Source organism: Ensifer sp. SSB1, from assembly GCF_016652895.1.
Taxonomy (GTDB): Bacteria; Pseudomonadota; Alphaproteobacteria; order Rhizobiales; family Rhizobiaceae; genus Ensifer.
On record NZ_JAEPRP010000058.1, the window covers coordinates 1 to 25,466 of the forward strand.

Genomic DNA, 25,466 nt, shown 5'->3' on the forward strand with positions numbered 1-25,466 from the left:
CGGCGTCTTCGCGCCAGTCCGGCAGCAGCCGGTCGATGCCGATCGGATCGACGACCGCACCGGAAAGAATATGCGCACCGACCTCGGCGCCCTTTTCGAGCACGACAACCGAAAGCTCCGGATTGACCTGCTTCAGCCGGATCGCCGCCGCAAGACCGGCCGGCCCCGCACCCACGATCACAACGTCGAACTCCATGCTCTCGCGTTCGGGCAGGTCTTGCTCGGTCATACCGTCTCTCCAGTCTCACCGGTCTTCTGCCGGTTCAGTTCCCAGGGCATATCATTCCGTCATGGCAAATGCCGTTTGGCTTGTCGAGCCGGGATGCGACAGACGATGCCCGCTTTTGCGCATGAGGTCATGACTTTAGAGCGAATTTCTATATGACGTGTACGTAAACGTAAATACATCAAATTGTCGCGTGCCGAAGGTATGAGCCATCCGGCCTTGCTTTTGCCGAAGAGCCGTGCGACGAGGCCGCCAGATCCTTCCGGCGATCCGCGCCGGCATATCCCATTCGCAAAAGGCACTCGGCAAGACGCCCCTCTGGCGCGCGGACGACGTGTCTTTTGTCGGCTTCGGGGCCGGCCGCCTGACATGCGGAGACGGTCCCACAAAATTTCACGTTGCGTCGCGCGCCGCCGGCTTGCCCCGGGCGGCGGAGCGACGCCAGACGCAAGGAGACCATCATATGGCCAAGGCACTGGGCTTTGACTTCGGCACCACCAATTCCGTTTTGGCGGTTGCCGCCGGCGACACCACTCATTCGGTGCAGTTCGACAGCCTTGCGGGCACGACAGACGCCATGCGCACGGCGCTCTCCTTCATGAAGGACGCCAACCTCGGCGCCCAGGCGCTGAAGGTCGAAGCCGGCCAGGCGGCAATCCGCGCCTTCATCGACAATCCGGGCGACTGCCGTTTTCTGCAGTCGATCAAGACCTTTGCCGCAAGCCCCCTCTTCCAGGGCACGCAGGTCTTTGCCAAGCGCCACAGCTTCGAGGACCTGATGCGGGTATTCCTGACAAAGCTGCGCGACTATGCCGGCAACGGCTGGGCGGGTGAGTATAGCCGGATCGTCGTCGGTCGGCCGGTGCACTTTGCCGGCTCCAGCCCCGATCCGGCGCTCGCTCTCGAACGTTACGGCGCAGCGCTCTCCGAATTCGGCTTCCCCGAGGTGCACTATGTCTATGAACCCGTGGCGGCCGCATTTTACTTCGCACAAAATCTGAAGCAGGACGCCACTGTCCTCGTTGCCGACTTTGGCGGCGGCACCACCGACTATTCGCTGATCCGCTTTGAGACCAAGGCGGGCCGCCTGACCGCGCGCCCGATCGGGCATTCGGGTGTCGGCATCGCCGGCGACCATTTCGACTTCCGCATCATCGACAATGTCGTCTCGCCGCTGATCGGAAAGGGGAGTCTCTTCAAGAGCTTCGACAAGCTGCTTGAAGTGCCGTCCAACTACTACGCAAACTTCGGCCGCTGGAATCAGCTTTCGATCTTCAAAACATTGAAAGATTTCACCGATCTGAAAAAACTCGTGCGCCAGAGCCTGGAGCCCGAGAAGCTCGAAGCCTTCGTCGATCTGATCGAACATGACGAGGGTTATCCGCTCTACAACGCGATCTCGGCGACGAAGATGCGACTGTCGCAGGAGGACGAAACCGAGTTCTACTTTGCGCCGCTCGGCGAAATGTCGCGCCGCACGGTTCGCCGTAGCGACTTCGAAGGCTGGATCGCGCCGGAACTGGCCCGCATTGAAGGTGCGCTCGATGACGTGCTGCAGTCGACAGCGACGGCACCAGAAGCGATCGACAAGGTGTTTCTGACCGGGGGTACGTCATTCGTTCCGGCCGTCCGCGGCATCTTCGAGCGGCGCTTCGAAGCCGACCGCATCGAAAGCGGCGGCGAACTGCTGTCGATCGCCCACGGACTGGCGCTGATCGGCGAGCACGATGACATTGCGCACTGGACGGCGAACGCCGCCTGAGGCTGGCGTCCCCCAAGATCTTGGATAGGCAGGCCGAGGACCGGAAAATCGGTTCCGGTCCGGCGGCTTATGGGTTAGGTTGGCGCCCATGATTTCCGCCCACGATCTCTCTCCAGCACAGCTTGCCGCCCTCCTCGCCTTCCATGCGGATGCGGGCGTAGAATGGCTGCTGGAGGAGGAGCCGGTCGACCGCTTCGCCGAATTCGAGGCGATGAAGGCGGCGCGCGGTAACGCGCGCGCAGCGGCAGTCAGCAACCGTGCAGAGGCGCCCGCGGCGCAACCGTCAGCGCGCCAAGCAGCGACGGCCGCTGCCCCCGCTCCATCCCGTGCACCCGCTCCGGCCGCGAATGCTCCCGCCGTCGCCATTCCCGATGCGCAGGCAATCGAGGAGGCGCGCTTTGCCGCCGAATCGGCCCGATCGCTGGCCGAGCTCAGGGTTGCGATGGAAGGCTTTGCCGGCTGCAATCTCAGGAACAGCGCCCGCAATCTCGTCTTTGCCAAAGGCGACCCGGCAAGCGGCATCATGATCGTCGGCCCCATGCCCTATGCCGACGACGATCGCGACGGCCAGCCTTTTGCCGGACGCCTCGGCGAGATGCTGACCCGCATGCTCTCCGGCATCGGTCTCGCGCGAGAAAACGTGCTGCTCAGCAATGTCGTGCCCTGGCGCCCGCCAGGCAACCGCGTGCCGACGGCGCGCGAGGCCGATATCTGCCGCCCCTTCATCGAGAGGCAGATCGCGCTTGCCGAGCCCAAGCATTTGCTTCTGCTCGGCAATTTCACCGCCCGCTTCTTCCTCGGCGGCAGCGATACGATCCACCAACTTCGCGGCGAATGGCGGGAGCTTGCGATCGGCGGCATCAACGTGCCGACCCTTGCCACCCTACATCCGCAGGACTTGGTGACGGCGCCGGTCAACAAGCGCTTCGCCTGGCAGGACCTGCTTGCCTTCAAGGCCAGGATCCACGGCTGATCCGCACCGAAGCGCTAGGCGCAAACGCGGCGTTCGTCCGCATGCCCGCTTTATGAACAAAGAATGAAGAAAGCCATGCGGTTTGCGCATATCAGCGGCGCATTATGACGCATTGCAAAACGCGATGCTGCAGCGCAATATATGTACACGGGAGGAATGGAATTAAGGAATTGAACCATGACTGCCCGCTTTCGTCCGATCCACAGCAGCTTTGAGACGCTCCGGTACGCCGGTGCTGCTCAGCGGACGCCGTTCAACCGCTTCGGCACGGCAGCCAACGAGCAGATGACCGCGATCGGCCTCGCCCGGACAACCCGTCCGGCGCAGATATTCGCCGACTTCATTCAGCGCTGATCCCCACGCGACATGCGTCACTGCGTGGCGCGTGCCCGTGTCGCCACAATCGGTGACGACGATGAAAGGAACGAAACCATGACCAAGCCCATTGCAAGCCTCAAGGTTCTGTTCGATTCGATCTCCGACATCGGCACAGCCGTTCGTGCCTCGCGCGAATACACGGCTCTCAGCACCAAGAAGGATGCTCGCCGCGCCCATCGCGTGGTCGTGAGCCCGCTCCTGCCGAACTGATCGCTGCCGGCAAAGAGGCTTACCGCCTTTTTGCCATCGCCTGTCGCAATCGACAGGGCCCAAAAAACTGGATAGAGCCACACTCCCTATGACCTTGGAGTGTCAGGCTCATCCGGCATCCGCCAGACCGAGCTCGCTCCAGCTGCGCTTGCCCGCCATCGGCCTCGATGCGGGAGCGTTACGTTTTCAGGAGCGCCGATGCTGGCCAGCCTCGCTTCCGTCTTCAGCCTGATGGTATCGACCCTGCTCATGATGGTCGCCTTCGGCCTGCAGAGCTATGTCATCCCGGTACGCTCCGTCGCCGAAAGCTGGTCAACGCTGACGGTCTCGGTGATCGCCACCGGCTATACGGTCGGCTTCACGCTTTCCTGTGTCGTCACACCCAAATTCGTGCTGCGGGTCGGTCACGTGCGCGTGTTCACGGCGCTGATCACGCTTCTGTCGATCGCGATCCTGCTCTGCGGCCTCGTCGTCGACTGGCGCGCCTGGATCGCCTTTCGCGCCATCGCCGGCTTCGCCATCTCGGGCAGCTACCTGGTCATAGAGAGCTGGCTCAACGAGCGCGTCACCAACGAAAACCGCGGCCTCCTCTTTTCGCTCTACCTGATCACGACCATGGTCGGCACCATCGGCGGGCAATACATGGTGCCGCTCGGGGACCCCACCAATACGTCGCTGTTCATGTTGTGCAGCGTGCTGTTCTCCCTGGCACTGCTGCCGACGGCACTTTCCTCCTCGCCCATGCCGGCTCCCCCGGCGCAGGCGAAGTTCGATATCCCGGCGCTCTTCCGCCGCTCGCCGGTTGCCGTCGTTGGCGGCTTCCTGGCCGGCGCGCTCTCCGGCGCCTGGCTCAATCTCGGCGGCGTATTCACCCAGCAGATCGGCCTTTCCACCGCCGAGGGTGCGACGCTGCTCGCCTCGCTTTTGACCGGCAGCGCGATTTCGCAGATCCCGATCGGCCGCCTCTCCGACAAGATCGACCGGCGCATCGTCATGGTCGGCTGCGGTGTCGTCGGTGTCGTCTCTTGCCTGGTGATGTCGGCATCGATCGGCAGCCAGCCGGCGGTGCTCTACATCGTCGCCGCCTTCATCGGTTCGGTGCTGTTCCCGATCTACGCGCTGAACGTCGCGCATGCGAACGACCTCGCCAGGCCGAACGAATATGTCGAGACGTCTTCCGGCCTGATGATCACCTATGGGCTCGGCACGATCTCGGGCCCGCTGATGGTCGGCCCGGTTATGGATCGTTTCGGTCCGGCTTCGCTGTTTCTCGTTCTCGCCGTCTACTTCGCCCTCTATGGCGGCTATGCTGCCTTGCGCATTCTCCAGCGCGAGCAACACAAGGGTCTGGTCACCAAGACCGACTTCCAGGCAACGAGCGTGATGCCAACACCTGGCCCCGACGTGACGAGCCCCGTCGCCCAGCAGATGGCACACGAGCCGCTGATCGACGACGACACCGTTCCGGCCTGGGAGAAGCCGCGCCCATAGGGCGACGACGCAAGGCGAACTCGCACCTACTCCAGGGGGAATTCCCTAGCCCTGCGGCGTCATATGCTTGCGGGCGCCCCGGCGTTCGAGGCCAAGCCGATGTTCCCGGAAGATGATGAAGATGCCGGCGCCGACGACGATGGCAGTGCCAACGAGCATGGCCGCCGTCGGGATATCGTCGAACAGGAAATAGCCGATGATCAGGCCGAGTACGATCGACGTATATTCGAACGGCGCGATCGTCGACATGTCGGCGTGGCGATAGCTCTCGGTCAAAAGGATCTGCGCGACACCGCCGCAAAAGCCGGCGACCATCAGCAGCAGAAAGGCATCGCGCGAGATCGACGGCCAGCCGAAGGGCAACGTCGCCAGCGAAAAGACCGAGGCCGACAGCGAGAAGTAGAGCACGATCGTATGGGTGCGCTCGTTCTTGACGAGCTTTCGCACCAGCACCATGGCAACCGCTCCAAGGGCAGCCGAAATCAGCACTGCTGCGGCGCCCAGCGCCTCCAGAGAACCGAACCCGCCGTCGCGGAACAGGGTCAGCCGCGGCCAGGTGATGATCATCACGCCTACCAACCCGATAAACACGGCCGACCAGCGATAGAGCCGCACCGTCTCGCCAAGGAAAAGTGCTGCGAAAACGACGGCGATCAGCGGCATGGCGTAGCCGATGGCGATGGCTTCAGGCAGTGGCAGATGCACGAGGCCATAGAAGCCGAAGCTCATCGCCAGAATGCCGACGAAGCCGCGTGCGATGTGGCCGGTAAAATCCTCGGTCTTGAAGGCATCGCGCAGCTGTCCGCGGAAGGCGAGATAGCCGAGGATCGGCACCATGGCGAAGGCCGACCGGTAGAAGGTGATCTGACCGGTGGCGATCTCGTTTCCGGCCTCTTTGATCAGCGTCGACATGCAAACGAAAATGACGACGGAAAGGACCTTGAGCAGGATCCCCTTCATCGGGCTTTCGACTTCCGCATCCATTGAGGGCACTTTTCGAACAGCCTCCGCCGGCGATCAGCAGACACGAGGGCTGGTTTGGAGATTTTTTAAGCGGAGAAACCGCCACAGAACTTCGTCACCTTAGCGACGCCCGGCAAGAAAGTCGGATCAAACTTCGTGATGAATGACGTTTTTTCTTGATCGATTGACGTTCGGCAAAATGACGTCGGCTTTTCTTTAGCTTGCGCGAAAAAAACCTTTCCAATTCATGTCTTGTTAGTCCCACTTCGGTACACGTCAATCCGATAAGGGAGCGGGAAGAAGATCGGACGCCATGTCTTTTCTGTCGAAAGTGCGGTCGCCGGCATCACAATCGTGTGGCATTATCCGACTTTTCGCCCCTTGGCCTTTTCACCATCACAGGCGCCCACTACAAATTCTCCAGTAGAACGGCGCAAGCGGGACTGACCATGCGGACAAATACTGGCCAGATCATTCATCTGGAAGACTATCGGCCGACCGACTTCGTTCTGGAGAGAGTGGATCTGACCTTCGAGCTCGATCCGAAGGAAACCAAGGTCGAAGCCCGACTGATCTTCCATCGTCGCGAAGGCGTCGACGCGTCGGCGCCGCTGCTGCTCGACGGTGACGAACTGAAGATGACCGGCCTGCTGTTGGACCAGGAAGAGCTCGCGACCTCCCTCTACGACGCAACCGACGATACGCTGACGATCCGCGGCCTGCCGGAAACCGCACCCTTCGAAATCACCATCACCACGCTGCTTTCGCCCGATACGAACACGCAACTGATGGGGCTTTACCGCACCAACGGCATCTACAGCACCCAGTGCGAGGCCGAAGGCTTCCGCCGCATCACCTATTTCCCCGACCGTCCGGATGTGCTTGCCGTCTACACGGTCAACATCATTGCCGACAAGGCGTCCGCTCCGCTGCTGCTGTCGAACGGCAACTATCTCGGCGGCGCCGACATGGGCGACGGCCGTCACTTCGCGGCCTGGTTCGATCCGCATCCCAAGCCGAGCTACCTCTTCGCCCTCGTCGCCGGCGATCTCGGTGTCATCGAGGACACCTTCACGACCATGTCCGGCCGCGAAGTCGCGCTGAAGATCTATGTCGAGCACGGCAAGGAGCCACGCGCTGCCTACGCCATGGACGCGCTCAAGCGCTCGATGAAGTGGGACGAAGACGCCTTCGGCCGTGAATACGATCTCGACATCTTCATGATCGTCGCCGTCTCCGATTTCAACATGGGGGCGATGGAGAACAAGGGTCTCAACATCTTCAACGACAAGTACGTGCTTGCCGATCCGGAAACGGCGACCGATGCGGACTACGCCAATATCGAGGCGATCATCGCGCACGAATACTTCCACAACTGGACCGGCAACCGCATCACCTGCCGCGACTGGTTCCAGCTCTGCTTGAAAGAAGGCCTGACGGTCTATCGCGACCACGAATTCTCCGCCGACATGCGCTCGCGCGCGGTCAAGAGAATCGCGGAGGTGCGGCACCTGAAATCGGAGCAGTTTCCTGAGGACGCCGGCCCCCTCGCCCATCCGGTCCGGCCGACGAAATACCGCGAAATCAATAACTTCTATACGACGACCGTCTACGAAAAGGGATCGGAAGTCACCCGCATGATCGCGACGATCCTCGGCCGCGATCTGTTCAAGAAGGGCATGGATCTCTATTTCGACCGGCATGACGGCCAGGCGGTGACGATCGAAGATTTCGTCGCCTGTTTCGAAGAGGCAAGCGGTCGCAACCTCGGTCAGTTCGCGCTCTGGTACCACCAGGCCGGAACACCGCTGGTCACCGCTTCGGGCGCCTATGACGCCGCCAAGCAGACCTTTACGCTTTCGCTCGAGCAGACCGTTCCGGCTACACCCGGACAGGGCGCCAAGGAAGCGATGCACATTCCGCTGCGCATGGGCCTGTTGCTCGATGGGGGCAACGAAGCCGACCTTTCCGCGGTCGCCGGCGCCGACATGACCGGCGACGTCCTGCATCTCACGGAGCGCAAGCAGACGGTTGTCTTCTCCGGCATCCCGTCGCGCCCGGTGCCGTCTTTCAACCGCGGCTTCTCCGCGCCGATCAATCTGCATATCGAGCAGAGCGCCGACGATCTCGCGCTGATCGCGCATCACGAAAGCGACCTCTTCGCCCGCTGGCAGGCGCTCAACGCAATTGCACTGGCCAATCTGGTCGAGGCCACGGCGAATGTCCGCGCCGGAAAGCCGGTCGTTTGCGACAAGGCGCTTATTGTTGGCCTGATCCGCGCTGCCTCGGACGAAGCGCTCGAGCCCGCTTTCCGCTCGCAAGCCCTGGCACTGCCGAGCGAATCCGACATCGCCCGCGAGATCGGCACGAACAATGATCCAGACGCGATCCACGCCGCCCGTCAGCAGATCCTGACGGCCGTTGCTGCGGCCGGACGCGACACCTTCCTCAACCTGGCCGACGACCTCGTCTCCACGGGGGCGTTCAGCCCGGATGCCGCGAGTGCTGGCCGGCGGGCGCTGCGCAACAGCGCCCTCACCTACCTCGTCCAGGGCGATCAAGGTCCGGAGCGCGCCGCCAAGGCCTTTGCCGCTGCCAACAACATGACCGATCTCAGTCATGCGCTGGCGCTGCTCGCCCACCGCTTCCCGAACGCCGCCGAGACTGCGGAAGCGCTTGCAACCTTCCGCAAGCGTTTTGCCGACAACGCGCTGGTCATCGACAAGTGGTTCGCCGTCCAGGCGACCATCCCCGGCGCAGCCACGCTCGATCGGGTCAAGGCACTGATGGCCGAACCGCTCTTCAACGGCAACAATCCGAACCGCGTGCGCTCGCTGGTGGGCACCTATGCCTTCGCCAACCCGACCGGCTTCAACCGTGCCGACGGAGAGGGCTACCGCTTCCTCGCGCACCAGATCCTCGACATCGACCCGCGCAACCCACAGCTTGCAGCCCGTATCCTGACCTCAATGCGCTCCTGGCGCTCGCTTGAGGACAAGCGCGCGGGGCATGCTCGCAAGGCCTTGAAGGAAATTGCTGGAGCACCGAAGCTCTCGGCCGATGTCGGCGACATCGTCGAACGGATGCTCAAGGCCTGAAGCCTGGAACTCATTGATGCCATCTACAGCGCCGCGCGTCTGAAAAGACGCGCGGCGCTGTAGTGCTTTGAATCTGCTGTATAAATTTGCCCTTCGTCGATACCGATTCAAGAAGCTATGCAGTAGGGACAGGTTGCCCGTGCGACCCGGCCTATTATTTCCCAACGATAAGAAATGGTTAACAAATCTTTACCGGCACCTCTGGACAAGGCGAATCGCCCTGTGATTCATTGAGTCAGATTCGGGCGAGCGGCGCGCCGAATCATCAGAGGGTTTAGAGAATTGGGAAAGATGGCGGACGCGCGACAGGCGAGCGCAGCCGACGGGCGGTTGCGACTCAAGCTTCCGGGGCTTGCTGGCCGCCTGGAGCAGGAGTTTATCTCGCAGGCGAAGATCTTTGCCGGACCGACCTCACGGCGTCTGGCGAGCGCGGAGCCTATTCTCAAGCGTTCCATTCCGATCCTCATCATCGCCTTCCTGATCATCGTCGCGGTCTCGCGCATGTCCAGCATCATGGGCGAGCACGCCCGTATGGAGGAAAGTTCGCGCCAGACGGTCGGGCTCGCGGCCGCCATTGCGGTTGCGGCCTTCCAGACGGACGGTGCAGCGCTCTTTGACGAGGGCCGCCGTACGGACGCGGAGCAACGCTTCAGCCAGTACCTGCCAACCGGCATGCTCGATCCCGGCACGTTCATCCTTGCGGTGCGCAAGGACGGCCGGATCTTTGCCAGCACCCAGGAGGGCGGACCACTCATCGGCCGGACACTCGCGGCAGTCGCGCCGGATATCGCGACGGTTCAGTATTTCGGCGAGCATTCCAGCGTCATGAAGACGCCGATTGTCGGCGTCGATCATATCGTGGCACTCGCGCAGCTGCCTGAGGCGGCCGGAGTTGTACTGGTCGCGACGCCGATCACCCAGCTCGAAACGACATGGCGTGACGAGGTGTCACTCAACGTGACGCTCTTTGCCGGCATTTCGGCCATCCTGCTGATGGTGCTCTATGCCTACTACATCCAGGCCAAGCGGGCCCGCGACGCGGATTCGGTTTTTGCCGAATCCAACCTGCGTGTCGAGACGGCGCTGTCGCGCGGCCGCTGCGGCCTGTGGGACTTCGACCTTGCCAACCGTCGGCTGTTCTGGTCGCGGTCGATGTACGAGATGCTCGGCATGCCCGGCGAGAGCAGCGTGCTCTCCTTCGGCGATGCTGCGCGGCTCATGCATCCCGATGATCGCGGTATCTATGGCGTGGCACGTACCATCGCGCGCGGCGATGCGCGCCAGATCGACCAGGTATTCCGCATGCGACATGCGGACGGCCACTATGTGTGGCTACGCGCCCGCGCGGAAATCATCCGTACCGTTTCCGGGCGGGCGCATCTGATCGGCATCGCCATGGATGTCACCGAGCAGCACCGGCTTGCCCAGCGCTATGCAGAGGCTGACCAACGGCTTGCCGACGCGATCGAATGTACCTCCGAGGCCTTTGTCCTCTGGGACAAGCATGACCGCCTGGTCATGTGCAACACCCACTTTCAGGAAGCTTACAAGCTGCCCGATCACGTGCTCGTTCCGGGGACGGAGCGTATCGCCGTGCACACGGCCGCGGCCCGGCCGGTGGTCGAACGACGCATCGCCGATCCCGACCGCAGCAACCAGTCGCAGACGAGCGAAGTCCAGCTTGCCGACGAGCGCTGGCTACAGATCAACGAACGGCGCACGCGCGACGGCGGCCTCGTGTCGGTCGGCACCGACATCACGCTGCTGAAGCGGCACCAGGTGCGCCTGCGCGAATCCGAGCGGCGGCTGATGGCGACGATCGGCGACCTCTCGGCATCGCGCATGACGCTCGAGCGGCAGAAGACCGAGCTTTCGGTCGCCAATTCCAATTACCAGGCGGAAAAGGACCGCGCCGAGGCGGCTAACCGCGCCAAGTCGGAATTCCTCGCGAACATGTCGCATGAGCTGCGCACGCCGCTCAACGCCATCCTCGGCTTCTCGGAAATCCTGCAGAACCAGATGTTCGGGCCGCTCGGCTCGGAGAAGTACAACGAGTATTCGCGCGACATCCACGAGAGCGGCAAGCACCTCTTGAACGTCATCAACGACATCCTCGACATGTCGAAGATCGAGGCCGGGCACATGCGCATCAGCCGCGAGAGGATCGATCTGGCGCCGCTGATCGAAGAGACCTTGCGCTTCACCACCATTCCGGCGGAGCAGAAGAGCATCCACGTCGTGCAACAGATCTCCTCGGGCCTCACCATGGTCGCGGATCGTCGCGCCATGAAACAGGTGTTGCTCAATCTGCTTTCGAATGCGGTGAAGTTCACCAATGAGGGTGGACGCATTTCGCTTCGGGCGCGCAAGGTAACGGGCGCCGTGACGTTGACGATCGCCGATTCCGGCATCGGCATACCGCGCGACGCGCTTCAAAAGATCGGCCAACCCTTCGAGCAGGTGCAGAGCCAGTACGCCAAGAGCAAGGGCGGATCCGGGCTTGGGCTCGCGATCTCGCGCTCGCTCACCCGCCTGCACGGTGGCAGCATGAAAATTCACTCGACGGAAAATGTCGGCACCATCATCTCGGTCAGAATCCCGGACCAAACGTGAAGCGGAGGCGCGCGTGCGGTTTTCCGCTCGCACCCCGCTCAAGCGCCCCTGTGCGGCACTTAGCCAGAAACCACCGATTGGAAGACACGCCGGACGGCCTTCGACAGCCGGCGGATATCTCCCTCAAGCGTCTTCAGGTCCGGATAGTCCCCTGCCCGGCAGACGAGATCGATCAGCCCGGCCGGCGCTTCCTTCGGCTCGAACTCTCCCTCGATGCACAGGCGCACGATCTGCGACAACTCGGTAAAGAGATGCAGGGCCTCCAGGGCGACATCGAGATCGTTGGGGTTCATGAGGGCGTCGCCCAGAAGCTTCAGCGCATCGCCGGTATTGGTGCCGGCAGTCAGCGGCTGCACGCCCTTCGCCGGGGCGACCAGCGCCAGGTACTGGCTGATGAACTCGATGTCGACGAGACCGCCGGGGATCAGCTTGAAATCCCAGATGTCGCTCGGTGGCTTCTCGCTGTCGATCATCTCGCGCATGGAGATCACGTCGGCGCTGACCTTGGCAACGTCTCGCTTGCGGCCGAGAATTTCTGCAAAGATCGCGTTGGCCTCGGCCATCAGCTTGTCGTCGCCACAGATGCAGCGCGCCCGGGTCAGCGCCAGGTGCTCCCAGGTCCAGGCCTCTTCGCGCTGATACTTGGCGAAAGCGTTGATCCTTGTAGCGACCGGCCCCTTGTTGCCGGAGGGACGAAGCCGCATGTCGACCTCGTAAAGAATGCCCTCGGCCGTCGGCGCGGAGAGTGCCGCAATCAGGCGCTGCGTCACCCTGGTGAAATAGCGCGTCGGGTCGAGCGGCTTGGCGCCGTCGGACTCGGTTGCCGTCTCGTCGTAGTCATAGAGCAGGATCAGGTCGACGTCCGAACCGGCGGTCAGTTCGTGGCTGCCAAGCTTGCCCATGCCGACGACGGCGATACGGCCGCCGGGGAAATCGCCGTGCGCCGAGCGGACTTCGTCCTGAACCGCTTTCATGGCGGCCGCGATGATCAGGTCGGCGAGATCAGTGAAGGCACGGCCCGCCTGGGCGCCGGAGATGGCGCCGGTCAAGAGCCGGATGCCGATCAGGAAGCGCTGTTCGGCAGCAATGATGCGCAGGCGGTCGAGCGCCTCCTCATAGTGCCGGGCGCCACCGACGAAATTGGCGATACGCGGCGCGAGGTAATCCCGCGTCGGCAGTTCGGCGAGCAGGCCGGGGTCAAGCATGCCGTCGAAGACATGCGGGCGCGCGGCGATGATTTCGGCAAGTCTTGGGGCCGACGACATGACGTTGACGATCAGTGACAGCAGGCCCGGATTGTTGCCGAGCAGCGAAAAGAGCTGGATGCCGGCAGGCAGACCGGAAATGAAATTGTCGAAGCGCAGCAGTGCATCATCGGCCCGGCGGCTTTCGCCGAAGACGCGCAGGAGTTCCGGTGTCAGCTCGGTCAGCCGCTCGCGCGCCTCCACCGATTGCGTCGCACGGTAACGGCCATAGTGCCAGGTGCGGATGGTATGGGAGATGTCCGAGGGGCGCTGGAAGCCGAGCTTCCTCAGCGTTTCCAGCGTATCGGGATCGTCGCGCTGGCCGGTGAAGACGAGGTTTCCGGTCTCGGTCGAGAGCTTGGCCTCCTGCTCGAAAAGCTGGGCATAGCGGCGCTCAACCGTCTTCAGCACGCGCGAAAGCGCCTTGGAAAAGGCTGCCGTATCCTCGAAGCCGAGCATATAGGCGATGCGCTTCAGCTCCGCTTCGGTCTCGGGCAGAACGTGGGTCTGCTCGTCGCGCACCATCTGGATCCGGTGCTCGACATCACGCAGGAACCAGTAGGCCTCCACAAGTTCATCGGCCGTCTCCTCATCGATCCAGCCGGCCTTGACGAGGGCCCGCAACATCGGCTCCGTCGCGCGCTGGCGCAGATCGGGCATGCGGCCACCGGCGATCAACTGCTGCGTCTGCACGAAGAACTCGATCTCGCGGATGCCGCCGCGACCAAGCTTGATGTTGTGACCCTTGACCGCGATCTCGCCATGCCCCTTGTGGGCGTGGATCTGGCGCTTGATCGAATGAATGTCGGCGATCGCCGCATAGTCGAGATATTTGCGGAAGACGAAGGGGACCAGTTCGCGCAGGAAGCGTTCGCCGGCCTCGATATCGCCGGCCACCGGCCGCGCCTTGATGAAGGCGGCCCGTTCCCAGTTCTGCCCCCTGCCCTCGTAGTAGAGAATCGCCGCTTCGACCGGGATCGCCAGCGGCGTCGAGCCCGGATCCGGCCGCAGACGCAGGTCGGTGCGGAAGACATAACCGTCGCCGCTGCGCTCCTGCAGGATGCGGATCAGGCGGCGCAGCAGGCGACCGAAGGTTTCCGAGGCATCGTCGCGATCGACGATGATGCCGGATTGCGGATCGTAGAAGACGACGAGGTCGATGTCGGAGGAGTAATTGAGCTCGAAGGCACCGAGCTTGCCCATGCCGAGAACGACGACGCCGGAACCTATGCTGGGACTGGCGACATCCTTGACGATCAGCTTGCCGCCTTCGTGTGCGCTGAGCAGCAGGTGATCGATTGTCGCCGACACCGCAGCACCGGCAAATTCGCTGAGCCAGCGCGTGGTTTCGCGGCCGTCGAAATGCCGGGAGAGATCGGCGAGCGCCACGGCGAAGGCCAGCTCACGTTTGGCCCTTCGCAGCCGAGCCATGATCTCCGTGTCCGGCAGGGCCGCTCCGCCCTCGTTCGGCTTCCAGGCATCCCGGGCGCGACGCACCCGCTCGGTCAGAAAGGTCGATAGATCAGTGGACAGGAGCTCTTCGAGAATGGCCGGCCGGCTGTCGCCGGTGTCGCGCAGGAAGGGCGAAAGTGCAAAGGCCGACACGACGAAAGTCTTGAACGGGCTCTCCGAGGCAAGCAGGCTTGCGATCCTCTCGTGCCCCTTGGCCATGTCTTTCAGCACGGAGAGCGCCGTTTTGGCGTCGGCCTGTGTCGCCGGACGGATTGGCGCCGTCTCGATCTCCCAGCACTGCTGCACCTGTTCCTGCATGCCGTTTCCCCTTGCCTGGAACGGGATGCGGCCAGAAAGCCGCAGCTGCCCATTCCATTCTCACTCTCCGGGAACCGGTCTATCAGGTTGCAGCCACCGGGAAAACCATCCGCACCGTCAGCCCCTTGCCGCCGTCACCGGCCGCGGGCTCGGTATCGGCAAGACGCAGCGAGCCGTGGTGCATTTCCATGACCGCCTCTACCAGCGAAAGGCCGAGGCCCGTGCCCGGCTTCGACCGGCTCTCGTCCAGGCGAACGAAGCGCTTCACCACCTCGTCATGCATCGCGGTGGGGATGCCGGGGCCGTGATCTGCTACGGACAAGAGCACATGGCCATCGCGCTTTTCCAGCGAGACCTTGATCAGCGGATTGTCCGCGCCATCGGCATACTTGATCGCGTTGTCGATGAGGTTGCCGAGAGCCTGGCCGACCAGTTCCCGGTTGCCTGAAATCACGAGATTCTGGGCGACGTCGGCTTCGAGTTTCAAACCGACGTCTTCGGCCACGGGCTCATAGAGTTCGACGCTATCGGAAACGATCTGCGAAAGATCGATCTCGCTCATCTCGGCGGCGGACGAACCGGCCTCGACGCGCGAAATCATCAGCAGCGCATTGAAGGTCCGGATCAACTGGTCGGACTCACCGATAATTTCCTCGAGCGCGCCGCGCTGGCTGGTGCCCTTGCGGGCAAGTGCCGCTTCCGCCTTGTTGCGCAACCGCGTCAGCGGGGTCTTGAGGTCATGGGCGATGTTATCGGAGACCTGGCGCAAACCTTCGTTCAGCTTCTCGATACGGCCGAGCATCGCGTTCAGCGATTCCGACAATCGGTCGAACTCGTCGCCAGAGCCGCTCATCGGCAGGCGCTGCGAAAGATCGCCCGCCATGATCTTGGTGCTGGCCTCCGACATGCGGTCGATGCGTTTGAGCGCGTTGCGGCCAATGCCGAACCAGATGACGAGTGCGCCAAGCCCCATGACGCCAAGCGCCACCATCAGCGCCTGACGCACCAGCGCGCGAAACTTCTGCGGCTCCTGCAAGTCGCGACCGACGAGAATGCGCAGGCCATTGTCGAGCACCAGCACATGGGCGAGCGCCACATGGCTGTCCGTCTTCGTCTCGTCCGTATAGCGCTGATAGGCAAAGGGGCGCTCGGTCCAGCCTTCACTGTCGAGCAATCCGGGCTCGAGGCTCGCGACGTTGCCAGCGAGGATCTCGCCGTTCGGCCCGGCGATGACATAGAGATTGGCCCCCGGCTGGCGCGCGCGGCGCTCGAGCGAGCGCAACAGCCCGTTCATGCCGGCCCGCGTGTAGACCTGCTCGATCTGCGTCACCTCGGCGGTGATCGAATCCCGGGTCTGCTGCTGCAGCAACCGCTCCGACATGCCGGTAACGTAGAAAACGAGGAAGGCGGCGCAGAGCGAAAAGAGGATGAGATAGAGGGCGGAAAGCCGAACCGCGGTCGTTCTGAAGAGAACGCGAAGCTTGCTCATGCGGGGGCCCGGTCATCCTTGATCATGTAGCCGGCACCACGAACAGTGCGCAGCAGCGGCACATCGAAGTCCTTCTCGATCTTCGAGCGCAGCCGCGAGACATGGACGTCGATGACGTTGGTCTGCGGGTCGAAGTGGTAATCCCACACGTTTTCCAGAAGCATGGTGCGGGTCACGACCTGGCCGGCATTCTTCATGAGATATTCGAGCAGACGGAATTCGCGCGGCTGCAGCGGGATCTCCTTGCCCTGTCGGCGGACGGAATGCGACAGGCGATCAAGTTCGAGATCACCGACGCGGTAGACCATGTCCTGCTCGGGCGTGCCCTTGCGGCGGCCAAGCACCTCGACCCGCGCGAGCAGCTCGTTGAAGGCGTAGGGCTTCGGAAGATAGTCGTCACCACCGGCGCGCAGGCCGGTAACACGGTCGTCGACCTGGCCAAGTGCGGAAAGAATGAGCACCGGCGTGTGAACGTCCTTGCGCCTGAGCTCTGTGATGACAGACAGGCCGTCACGACGCGGCAACATGCGATCGACCACCAGAACGTCGTAACTGTTCTCGCTGGCCATGAAGAGACCGCTCTCGCCATCGCTGGCGTGATCGGACACGATGCCTGCCTCACGGAAGGCTTTCGCCAGATAGGCTGCCGCCTCGAGATCGTCTTCAATGATGAGAATCTTCATACGCGCGACCATAGTCCCGGACCCCTATCTGTCTCAACCGGTTTCGGCTTTGCGACAACCGGATTGGCGAGCGCTTCTCGTGGACAAGAGCAGAATGAAGGCGGAAAACCGCAGAGATCTTTCCTCATCCCGCCCGAAACGGAAAGCGCCGCGAAATCACTTGGAAATCGCGGCGCTCCGGTCAATCATTTGACTGCCGCGATCAGCCCTGATCGATCGGGAGGGCCACGAAGCGGCTACCGTTCTCGGCCTCTATCTGGAAGAGCGCCTTGCTACGGCCGTCCTTCTTGGCAGCATTGATGACCTTGAGGATGTCGTCGGCGGACTTCACTTCCTGATTGTTGACGGAGACGATCTTTTCGCCCGTCTTCAGGCCACGATCGCTGGCGTCGGAGTCTTCGTCGACCGAGGCGATTGTGACCCCCTTGCCGTCATCGGACGGCACGACGGTAACGCCGAGGTTAGCCAGTGCCTGTTCGCTCGAAGGCTGTGCTTCTTCGGTCTGGCTGTCCTGGGTCTTGGCAGCGTCCTTGTCATCCTTCGGCAGGGTGCCGATTTCCAGCTTGACGCTTTCGGACTTGCCATCACGCCACAGGCTCAGATCAACGGTGGTGCCCGGACGGATGGCAGCAACCTTGCGCGCAAGATCACGCGGATCCTTGACGGTGTCCCCGTTGAGCGCGGTTACGACGTCGCCCTTCTTGATGCCGGCCTTTTCACCCGGCGAGCCGGATTGCGGTTCGACGACCAGCGCGCCGCTTGCTTCCGAAAGACCAAGCGATTCAGCGATGTCCTTGGTGACAGGTTGGATCTGTACGCCGAGCCAGCCACGGGAAACCGAACCGTCCTTGATCAGGTCGGCGACGACGTCCTTGGCGACGGCCGCGGGGATCGCAAAGGCGATACCGACGTTACCGCCCGACGGCGAGAAGATCGCGGTGTTGATGCCGACCACTTCGCCCGAAAGGTTGAAGGTCGGACCACCCGAGTTGCCGCGGTTCACGGCAGCGTCGACCTGCAGGTAGTCGTCATAGGGGCCGGAGCCGATGTCGCGGCCACGGGCCGAGATGATGCCCGAGGTCACGGTACCGCCGAGGCCGAACGGATTGCCGACTGCAACCACCCAGTCACCGACGCGGACCTTGCTGTCGTCAGCCCAGCCGACATAGGTGAACTTGCGCTTGTCATCGACCTTGAGCACGGCGAGATCGGTGCGGCTGTCCTTGCCGATCAGCTTGGCATCGAGTTCGGTGCCGTCGTTGAGGATAACCGTAAAGGCCGAACCGTCGGAAACGACGTGGTTGTTGGTGACGAGGTAGCCGTCTTCCGAGATGAAGAAGCCCGAACCCTGGGACGTCGGGCGCAGGCGACCTTCGCCATGCGGACCACGGCGACCCGGACCACCGCGCTCGGCACGGTCATCACCGCGCGGGCCGAATTCCTTGAAGAAACGCTTCAGCGGGTGATCATCCGGCAGTTCATCGAAGCCACGGCCATTGAAGCCGAAGCTGAAGTCGCTGCCGTCTTCGGAAACCGGATTGACGCGCGACTGGACACGAACCGAGACGACGGCCGGCGAAACCGCGTCGACGACGTTGGCAAAGCTCGGCACCGACGGCGCTTCCACCTTCACCGCTTCCGCGAAGGACTGGGAGATGCTGGCCGGCAATCCGGAGGTCAGCATGACGGCAGCAAGACCGGCAACGGTCGAGGTCTTCAGAACGGTCTTGAGGGAGGGACGCAGGGATTTGGTCGTAATCATCCGTTTTGCCTTTTCTCTTCCTTGATGCCGTCGAAGACGGCACCGAAACCTGGTTGCGATACCCACCTCGCAGGGAAGAGGCGGGCTCGTTTGGCTGACTGGAGGAACAGCCGATGACGAAAGATGTAACGGATGGGACCTTACTGAGTTCTGTCCGGAAGATGAATATTTGGTAATGTTGCGGGAGATGACTAGGGATGGACCGATAGCCCATTGCCGACCGCATGTCGCCGCGAACGGCGACCGTTATCGCCGAGAACATTCGCCTGCGATATCAGGCTATTGGCGTTCGACATCGTCGAACGCGCGACGCCGCTCCAAGCGTCCCGTCAGGGCTGAAGGAGTTTCTTCAGCTTTTCCTTTTCATCCTCGGAAAGCGGCGTTCCCTTGGCTTGAGCCCCGCGCCGGCGCGACGCAATGACAAGGGTGATCGCCCCGACGAGCAGCAGGGTTGCAGGCATGCCCCACAGGATCAGCGTCTTCGTTTCGAAGCGTGGCTTCAGCAGCACGAATTCGCCATAGCGGGATACGACATAGTCGATCACCGCTTCGTCGCTATCGCCGTTGGCGAGCCGCTCGCGCACCAGCACGCGCAGGTCCTTGGCAAGCTCGGCATTGGAATCGTCGATCGACTGGTTCTGGCAGACCATGCAACGCAGTTCGGCCGAGATCGCCCGAGCGCGGGCTTCAAGCGCAGGGTCGGCCAGCACCTCATCCGGATTGACTGCAAAGGCTGATCCGATCGGCAGGGTGAACAGCACAAGCGCCAGCAGCAGACGGATCATTCGGCAGCCCCCACTGGCACTGTCTTCGGCCGCTTGGCCCGTGTCGGCGCACCGACACGCAGCCGGCGATCGCTCAAGGATACGAAGCCACCCGCCATCATGAACAGGGTTCCGCCCCAGATGCACAGGATCATCGGCTTCCACCAGATGCGCACGACGATACCGCCTTCGCTGATTTGGTCGCCGAGCGAAACATAGAGCTGGTTGAGACCGAAGGTGCGGATGCCTGCTTCCGTCGTCGGCATGCGGCGCGCCTGGTAGAGGCGCTTCGACGACCAGACCTCGGAAACGGCGACGCCGCCGCGGCTAATGGTGAAGTGACCGGATTCTTCCGTGTAGTTCGGGCCACTGCCGTTGCGCATGCCGTCGAAGCGCAGCGTGTAACCGCCGGCGTCAACCGTCATGCCCGGCTTCATCTCGACGACCGTCTCGGTTTCGAATGCCGTGACAGCGACGATGCCGATCAAGGTGACGCCAAGACCGATATGGGCAAGAGCCGTACCGAAGGCAGAGCGTGGCAGGCCGGCAAAGCGCCGCCAGGCGACATTGCCCGCAACCTTGCCGACGCCGGAGCGCAGCGCCAGATCGGTGAGCGAACCGGCGATCAGGTAGACGCCAAGTGCAATGCCGAGGAGCGCCAGAACCGGGCCGCCGTTCATCACGTAATAGTAGATCGTGCCGGCGACAAGACCGATCGCGACGGACGCGAAGAGCCGCTGGGCGACGCCGGCGAGGTCCCCGCGCTTCCACGCCAGCAATGGACCGAACGGTACCGCAAAGAGCAGCGGCAGCATCAGGAGACCGAAGGTCATGTTGAAGAAGGGCGGGCCCACGGAGATCTTGTCCCCGGTGAGCGCCTCAAGCACCAGCGGATAGAGTGTGCCGGTGAGGACCGTCGCGGTCGCCGTTGTCAGGATCAGGTTGTTGAAGACCAGTGCGCCCTCACGCGAAATCGGCGCGAAGATGCCGCCGGCTTTCAGGTGCGAGGCACGCAAAGCAAAGAGTGTGAAGGCACCGCCGATGAAGAAGACGAGGATGGCGAGAATGAAGATGCCGCGCGTCGGGTCGGTAGCGAAGGCGTGAACGGAAGTCAGCACGCCGGAGCGCACGAGGAAAGTACCGAGCAGCGAAAGCGAGAAGGTCATGATCGCGAGCAGCACGGTCCAGATCTTCAGCGCCTCGCGCTTCTCCATGACCAGTGCCGAATGCAGCAAAGCCGTGCCCGCGAGCCAGGGCATGAAGGACGCGTTCTCGACCGGGTCCCAGAACCACCAGCCGCCCCAGCCGAGTTCATAATAGGCCCAGTAGGAACCCATGGAGATGCCAGCGGTCAAAAACGTCCAGGCGGCGAGCGTCCAGGGACGGACCCAGCGCGCCCAGGCGGCATCGATGCGGCCCTCGATCAGTGCCGCGATCGCAAAGGAGAAGCAGACGGAGAAACCGACATAGCCGAGGTAGAGCAGCGGCGGATGAATGGCGAGGCCGACATCCTGCAGGATCGGGTTCAGGTCCTTGCCCTCACCCGGCGCCGGGATCAGCCGCGCGAACGGATTGGACGTCAGCAAGATGAAGAGCGCAAAGGCCATGGCGATCCAGGCCTGGACCGCAAGCACGTTCGCCTTCAGCGTTTCCGGCAGGTTGCGCCCGAAAGAGGCGACCAGCGCCGAGAAGAATGTCAGAATCAGCAGCCACAGCAGCATCGATCCTTCGTGGTTCCCCCACACACCTGAGATCTTGTAAATCAGCGGCTTCAACGAGTGGGAGTTTTCCCAGACGTTGCGGACCGAGAAGTCCGAAGTCACGTAGGCGAAGGTGAGCACGATGAACGCGAAGGCGACCAGCAGGAAACAGGCGACCGCCGCGCTCGACGCCAATTCCATCAAGCCGCGGTCGTTCAGCCGCGCCCCGAGGAACGGCAGAGCGGCCTGGATGACCGCGGTCGCCAATGCCAGGACCAGCGCGTAATGTCCGAGCTCGATGATCATTTAATCGTTTCCTTCCCGCTGAGCTCGACGCCCTGCGCCTTCAACCGGTCGGCGACATCCTTCGGCATATAGGTCTCGTCATGCTTGGCGAGAACCGTATCCGCCACGAAGACGGAGTTCCCTTGAACGAAGGCTCCCTCCGTCACCACGCCCTGCCCCTCGCGGAACAGGTCGGGCAGGATGCCCGTGTAGGTTACCGGCACGCCGGCAAGTGTGTCGGTCACAGTGAAGGTGACCGTCTTGCCGTCGCCGCGCTTCACCGAACCCGCTTCGACCACGCCGCCGAGACGAATGCGCGTGCCCGGAGCAACGTTCGCCTTGGCGAGATCGCTCGGCACATAAAAATAGGCGATCGCCTGGCTGAAGGCGAACATTACCAGAAAGGCTGCGAGAACCAGAAAGCCGACACCACCACCGATGATCGCCAGTCTTTTTTGCTTGCGCGTCATTGCGTCACTCCATCGGTCGCAATCCCGAGTTCGCGAGCAAGCGCCAGGAGCTGCTTGCCCCCGTCGCCATCGGCCGGGAAGGTTTTGAGGCCCTCCTTTAGCGCGGCCGCGGCCTTGTCTCGTTGATCAAGGACAACATGGGAGCGGATCAGCCGCGCCCAGCCCTCGAGGTTATCCGGATTTTCCTTGAGGCGGCTTTCGAGGCTTTCGACCATGCCGCGGATCATTTCCTGACGGTCGCCGGAGGTCATGCTCTCGGCGGCGGCGACATCCTCGGCACTGGGATTGCCGGGCGCGGCAGCGCTGGTTGCGCCCCCCAGTTCCGCCACATGCTGCTTGACGAGCGGCAGCCAGGGCGCGTCGGCAGGCGACGTCGCGACCAGCCTGTTGAAGGCGGTCAGCGCCTCCTCCTTCTTGCCTTCCTGCTTGAGGCCGAGGGCAAGGTAGAACTCCGAGCGCGGATCATTGGGGTCGATCGTCAGTGCCTGCTGGAATGCCTCCTGCGCCTTGGTCGTCACGAGACCATCGGATTGCACGACCAGGGCTTCAGCGTATCCACCCAGGCGCGCCGGCGTCGGCCCGAGCAGGCGGATGGCCCTGTCATAGGCGTCGACCGCTTCCTCGATGCGGCCGTTGCGCATGTAGATCGGTGCGAGCAGATCCCAGCCGGCACCGTCATTCGGGTTTACCGCAAGGTGGTTTTCAGCCTTGGCGATCAGGACATTGATATCGCCATTGGGGTCGGCCAAACGCGCGGCAAGCGGCTGTGCCGGCACGCCCGGGCTACCCGTCAGCAGGTAAAGACAGAGCCCGACGACCGGAAGACAGAGCAGCACGAAAGCCTGGGCCAGACGATTGGCCCCGCGCCGCTGCGAAACGGCCGGCGCCACATTGCGGTCGCTCTCACCGGCTGCCAGCAACCGGCGCGCCACTTCGGCGCGCGCAAGCTCGGCATCGGCGCTACCGATCAGGCCGCTGTCCTGATCGCGCTTCAGTTCATCGAGCTGGTCGCGATAGACCTCGATGTCGTGGCTGTGGGGAGACGATGGGGCTTCCCCTGCCCGCATCAGCGGGAGGATCAGCACGGCGGCGACGGCCGCCGTCAAAGTGGCGACGAGGATCCAGAACAACATGGACGCTCAATACTATGAGGCCCATGCCTTTCCAACTCGAAAACCGGTTATGACGGAGATTTGAGGCGTTTCGCCGCAACGGACGACGATGCCACCCCCGACGCTCTCAAACGGCCTCAGAAGGGACTGCGCTCAGCTGAGCGGCGTCCAGCTGCCGTCGGGATTGCGGCAGGCAGCACCCCGGGCCGTCTTCGCCTCAGTCTTGGTCGTGACAGTATGGCTGTACTGGCGGCAATTCTGCGACCCGACCTGATAGGGGGCGGCGGCAACGACGGAGCCGCTGACGCCACGTCCAGCCCAGGTTACAGGCTGACCGCCGGGCGCTGCCTCGAGCGCACGATACTCTGCCTCGAGCGCGCGTTGACGGTCGGACGTACCAATATCGAGATCGGAAAGGCGACCGATCACGCCGCCCTGAAGCGCGGCAATATAGGTCGTGGAGGAGACACTGCGGGTCGCGGTCGACTTGCCGCCCGCGGTCGTGCTGCAGCCGGCAAGAGCCACGGCCGACGCGATCACCGCGATCCGACCGCCAACGACAAAAGTCCGTGCCATTTCTGCCTGGTTCCTCATGATCCGCGACACTCAACCATTCCTATCCGAAGCCGCATTCGTGAAACCCGGTACATTCGGGTCAAATGACGACTTGTCCTTGATTTTCTTTTGGCATTCCCCGCCTGCCGAGGCAACGGCGCGCCCTGCCACTGTGACATTTTCGAGCACGGGTGTGACACCTAAATCACGAAACCGCGCACCCTTCTTCACCCCGCTCTAAGCCGCGGCCGGCAACAGGAGCTGGGCACGCAGTCCCCCCTCATCCCGGCGCGACAGCGTAATGGTGCCTTGATACTCCCGCACGATCTCGCTGACGATCGACAGCCCGAGCCCGGTTCCGGGCTTGCTTTCGTCAAGTCGTTTGCCGCGTTTCATTGCCAGCGCGATCTGATCAGGATTGAGCCCCGGGCCGTCGTCATCGATGTCGAGCACGATCCACTGCCTTCCGGGTTCCTTCGCATGCAGATCGCTCGGCGCCGGTCGGACGTTCAGCCACACCTCGCCACGGGCGTGGCGGGCAGCGTTTTCAAGCAGGTTGCCGACGGTTTCCTCGACATCCTGCAATTCCATCGCAAGCACCAACGCCGGCGGATTGATCGACAGGTGCACCTGCTTTTCCGGGTTGAGCTTGCGCATCACCCGAACCAGACGTTCGAGCGCCGGCTGCGCCTCGGTGCGCGCCAGGACGGATTCGCGTTGTGCGGCGATCCGCGCGCGGCTGAGATAGGATTGAACCTGCATCTGCATCGCATCGACCTGGTTGCGCACCAGTTCGCCGTGCGACGCGTCGAGCACCCGGGCCTCGTTGAGGAGCACGGCGATCGGTGTCTTCAGGGAATGCGCGAGATTGCCGACCTGCATGCGGGCGCGCTCGACGATGCGGCGGTTGCTGTCGATCAGGGCGTTCACTTCGTTGGCAAGCGGCTGGATTTCGCGGGGGAAAGCTCCATCAAGCCTCTCGCTTTCGCCGGCGCGGATCTTCTCCAGCGAGCGACGGACCTGATCGAGCGGGCGCAGGCCGAAGAGAATGGTCAGCGCGTTCACACCAAGGCCGCCGAGACCGAAGATGGAAAGCGCGATGGTCAGGTTGCGGGTGAAGCGATTGATGTCGGCTTCGAGCACGTCGCGGTTGCCGGCCACGCGAAAGCGAGCGGTGTGACCCTGGATGTCCAATACCACCTCGGTCTCGGAAACTTCGACCGCGTTACCGAACGGATCCTTGGTCGTGTAGAACCGGACGTAGCCGGTGTCGAAGGGAACCTCATCGACGCTGGCGATCGGCAGCTTTCCGTTGCCGAGCGACGTCGAGATCAAAGGCGGCGTGTCGAATTCGCCGATCGGGTCGACGATCCAGTACCAGCCGGTCTGCGGCTGTGAAAATCGCAGATCGCCAAGCTGCGGACTGCCCGAAAGTACCGTCTTCTCGTTGACGGAGATCGAATTGACGACGTTGAAAAGCTGCGCCCGCAGCAGGTCCTTGAAGCCGCGTTCGGAGCCCTGGCGATAGAGTTCGGAAATGACCACGCCGATCACGACCAGGGCGACGACCGCCCAGACGGTGGAAACCGCCAATACGCGGGCTGTGAGGGACCTAATTGCCATTGCCCGGCGCTTGCATTCGGTATCCGAGGCCGCGCACCGTTTCGATCAGATCGTTGCCGATCTTCTTGCGCAGCCGGCCGATGAACACCTCAATCGTATTGGAATCGCGGTCGAAATCCTGATCGTACATATGCTCGACGAGTTCCGTGCGCGAAACGACCTGGCCCATGTGATGCATGAGATAGGAGAGCAGCCGGAACTCGTGCGACGTCAGCTTGAGGGCTATGCCATCGACGGTTGCCTTGGAACCCTTGGTATCGAGGCGCACCGGGCCGCAGACGATCTCCGAGCTTGC

Annotated in this window: 19 protein-coding genes and 1 pseudogene; 7 read left to right on the forward strand and 13 right to left on the reverse strand. The window is 62.7% G+C overall.

Going from position 1 to position 25,466, the window contains the following annotated elements; all coding sequences use genetic code 11:
* Positions 1-229, reverse strand: a 229-nt coding sequence (locus I8N66_RS16135) for an NAD(P)-binding protein (RefSeq protein ID WP_291155201.1), incomplete at its 3' end; no start/stop codon positions are given.
* Positions 230-689: 460 nt separating this feature from the next.
* Here I8N66_RS16135 and I8N66_RS16140 point away from each other — a divergent pair.
* From I8N66_RS16140 to I8N66_RS16160, 5 genes are all read left to right on the forward strand, one after another.
* On the forward strand, positions 690-1,988 hold the full coding sequence (locus I8N66_RS16140; RefSeq protein WP_291155203.1) for an Hsp70 family protein: 1,299 nt from the start codon (positions 690-692) through the stop codon (positions 1,986-1,988).
* A gap of 88 nt (positions 1,989-2,076) precedes the next feature.
* Entirely contained in the window at positions 2,077-2,961 is an 885-nt protein-coding gene (locus tag I8N66_RS16145; RefSeq protein ID WP_291155205.1) for a uracil-DNA glycosylase, read from the forward strand.
* A 177-nt stretch (positions 2,962-3,138) separates the two neighbouring features.
* Positions 3,139-3,315, forward strand: coding sequence for a hypothetical protein (locus I8N66_RS16150; protein ID WP_113537827.1), 177 nt, complete (start codon positions 3,139-3,141; stop codon positions 3,313-3,315).
* A 78-nt stretch (positions 3,316-3,393) separates the two neighbouring features.
* Entirely contained in the window at positions 3,394-3,549 is a 156-nt protein-coding gene (locus tag I8N66_RS16155) for a hypothetical protein (RefSeq protein WP_113538070.1), read from the forward strand.
* 198 nt (positions 3,550-3,747) lie between these two features.
* On the forward strand, positions 3,748-5,040 hold the full coding sequence (locus I8N66_RS16160) for an MFS transporter (protein ID WP_291155209.1): 1,293 nt from the start codon (positions 3,748-3,750) through the stop codon (positions 5,038-5,040).
* 45 nt (positions 5,041-5,085) lie between these two features.
* Here I8N66_RS16160 and I8N66_RS16165 read toward each other — a convergent pair whose 3' ends face one another.
* Complete coding sequence (locus I8N66_RS16165) at positions 5,086-6,024, reverse strand: DMT family transporter (protein WP_291155211.1); 939 nt, start codon at positions 6,022-6,024, stop codon at positions 5,086-5,088.
* 428 nt (positions 6,025-6,452) lie between these two features.
* Between I8N66_RS16165 and pepN the strand changes: the two genes are divergently transcribed.
* Positions 6,453-9,101 carry an aminopeptidase N gene (pepN, locus tag I8N66_RS16170; RefSeq protein ID WP_291155213.1) on the forward strand — a complete coding sequence of 883 codons (2,649 nt, stop codon included), beginning with the start codon at positions 6,453-6,455 and terminating at the stop codon, positions 9,099-9,101.
* A 282-nt stretch (positions 9,102-9,383) separates the two neighbouring features.
* Complete coding sequence (locus I8N66_RS16175; protein ID WP_291155215.1) at positions 9,384-11,714, forward strand: ATP-binding protein; 2,331 nt, start codon at positions 9,384-9,386, stop codon at positions 11,712-11,714.
* A gap of 59 nt (positions 11,715-11,773) precedes the next feature.
* Here I8N66_RS16175 and I8N66_RS16180 read toward each other — a convergent pair whose 3' ends face one another.
* The 11 genes and pseudogenes from I8N66_RS16180 to feuP form a co-directional block, all read right to left on the reverse strand.
* Positions 11,774-14,728: a bifunctional [glutamine synthetase] adenylyltransferase/[glutamine synthetase]-adenylyl-L-tyrosine phosphorylase gene (locus tag I8N66_RS16180; protein ID WP_291155217.1), complete on the reverse strand. Its 2,955-nt coding sequence runs from the start codon at positions 14,726-14,728 to the stop codon at positions 11,774-11,776.
* An 82-nt stretch (positions 14,729-14,810) separates the two neighbouring features.
* Complete coding sequence (locus tag I8N66_RS16185; RefSeq protein WP_291155219.1) at positions 14,811-16,217, reverse strand: ATP-binding protein; 1,407 nt, start codon at positions 16,215-16,217, stop codon at positions 14,811-14,813.
* Positions 16,214-16,912 (reverse strand): response regulator transcription factor, encoded by a 699-nt coding sequence (locus tag I8N66_RS16190; RefSeq protein ID WP_113537834.1) that lies wholly within the window; start codon positions 16,910-16,912, stop codon positions 16,214-16,216. Before I8N66_RS16190 ends, I8N66_RS16185 begins: the two co-directional genes overlap by 4 nt.
* Before the next feature lie 190 nt (positions 16,913-17,102).
* The gene (locus I8N66_RS16195; protein ID WP_113537835.1) at positions 17,103-18,662 is read right to left on the reverse strand and encodes a Do family serine endopeptidase; all 1,560 of its coding nucleotides are present in this window, start codon (positions 18,660-18,662) and stop codon (positions 17,103-17,105) included.
* A 329-nt stretch (positions 18,663-18,991) separates the two neighbouring features.
* Positions 18,992-19,447 (reverse strand): cytochrome c-type biogenesis protein, encoded by a 456-nt coding sequence (locus I8N66_RS16200; RefSeq protein ID WP_113537836.1) that lies wholly within the window; start codon positions 19,445-19,447, stop codon positions 18,992-18,994.
* Positions 19,444-21,432: a heme lyase CcmF/NrfE family subunit gene (locus I8N66_RS16205; protein ID WP_291155224.1), complete on the reverse strand. Its 1,989-nt coding sequence runs from the start codon at positions 21,430-21,432 to the stop codon at positions 19,444-19,446. Before I8N66_RS16205 ends, I8N66_RS16200 begins: the two co-directional genes overlap by 4 nt.
* On the reverse strand, positions 21,429-21,881 hold the full coding sequence (gene ccmE, locus I8N66_RS16210) for a cytochrome c maturation protein CcmE (protein ID WP_113537838.1): 453 nt from the start codon (positions 21,879-21,881) through the stop codon (positions 21,429-21,431). Before ccmE ends, I8N66_RS16205 begins: the two co-directional genes overlap by 4 nt.
* Positions 21,878-23,014, reverse strand: a complete 1,137-nt coding sequence (ccmI, locus tag I8N66_RS16215) for a c-type cytochrome biogenesis protein CcmI (RefSeq protein WP_291155228.1) — start codon at positions 23,012-23,014, stop codon at positions 21,878-21,880. The genes ccmE and ccmI overlap by 4 nt, the downstream gene beginning before the upstream one ends.
* A 132-nt stretch (positions 23,015-23,146) precedes the next feature.
* Complete coding sequence (locus tag I8N66_RS16220) at positions 23,147-23,569, reverse strand: hypothetical protein (RefSeq protein ID WP_113537840.1); 423 nt, start codon at positions 23,567-23,569, stop codon at positions 23,147-23,149.
* A gap of 216 nt (positions 23,570-23,785) precedes the next feature.
* On the reverse strand, positions 23,786-25,171 hold the full coding sequence (locus I8N66_RS16225; RefSeq protein WP_113537841.1) for a HAMP domain-containing sensor histidine kinase: 1,386 nt from the start codon (positions 25,169-25,171) through the stop codon (positions 23,786-23,788).
* Positions 25,161-25,466: pseudogene (gene feuP, locus I8N66_RS16230) on the reverse strand (two-component system response regulator FeuP); the annotation flags it as partial. The gene I8N66_RS16225 and the pseudogene feuP, both read right to left, overlap by 11 nt.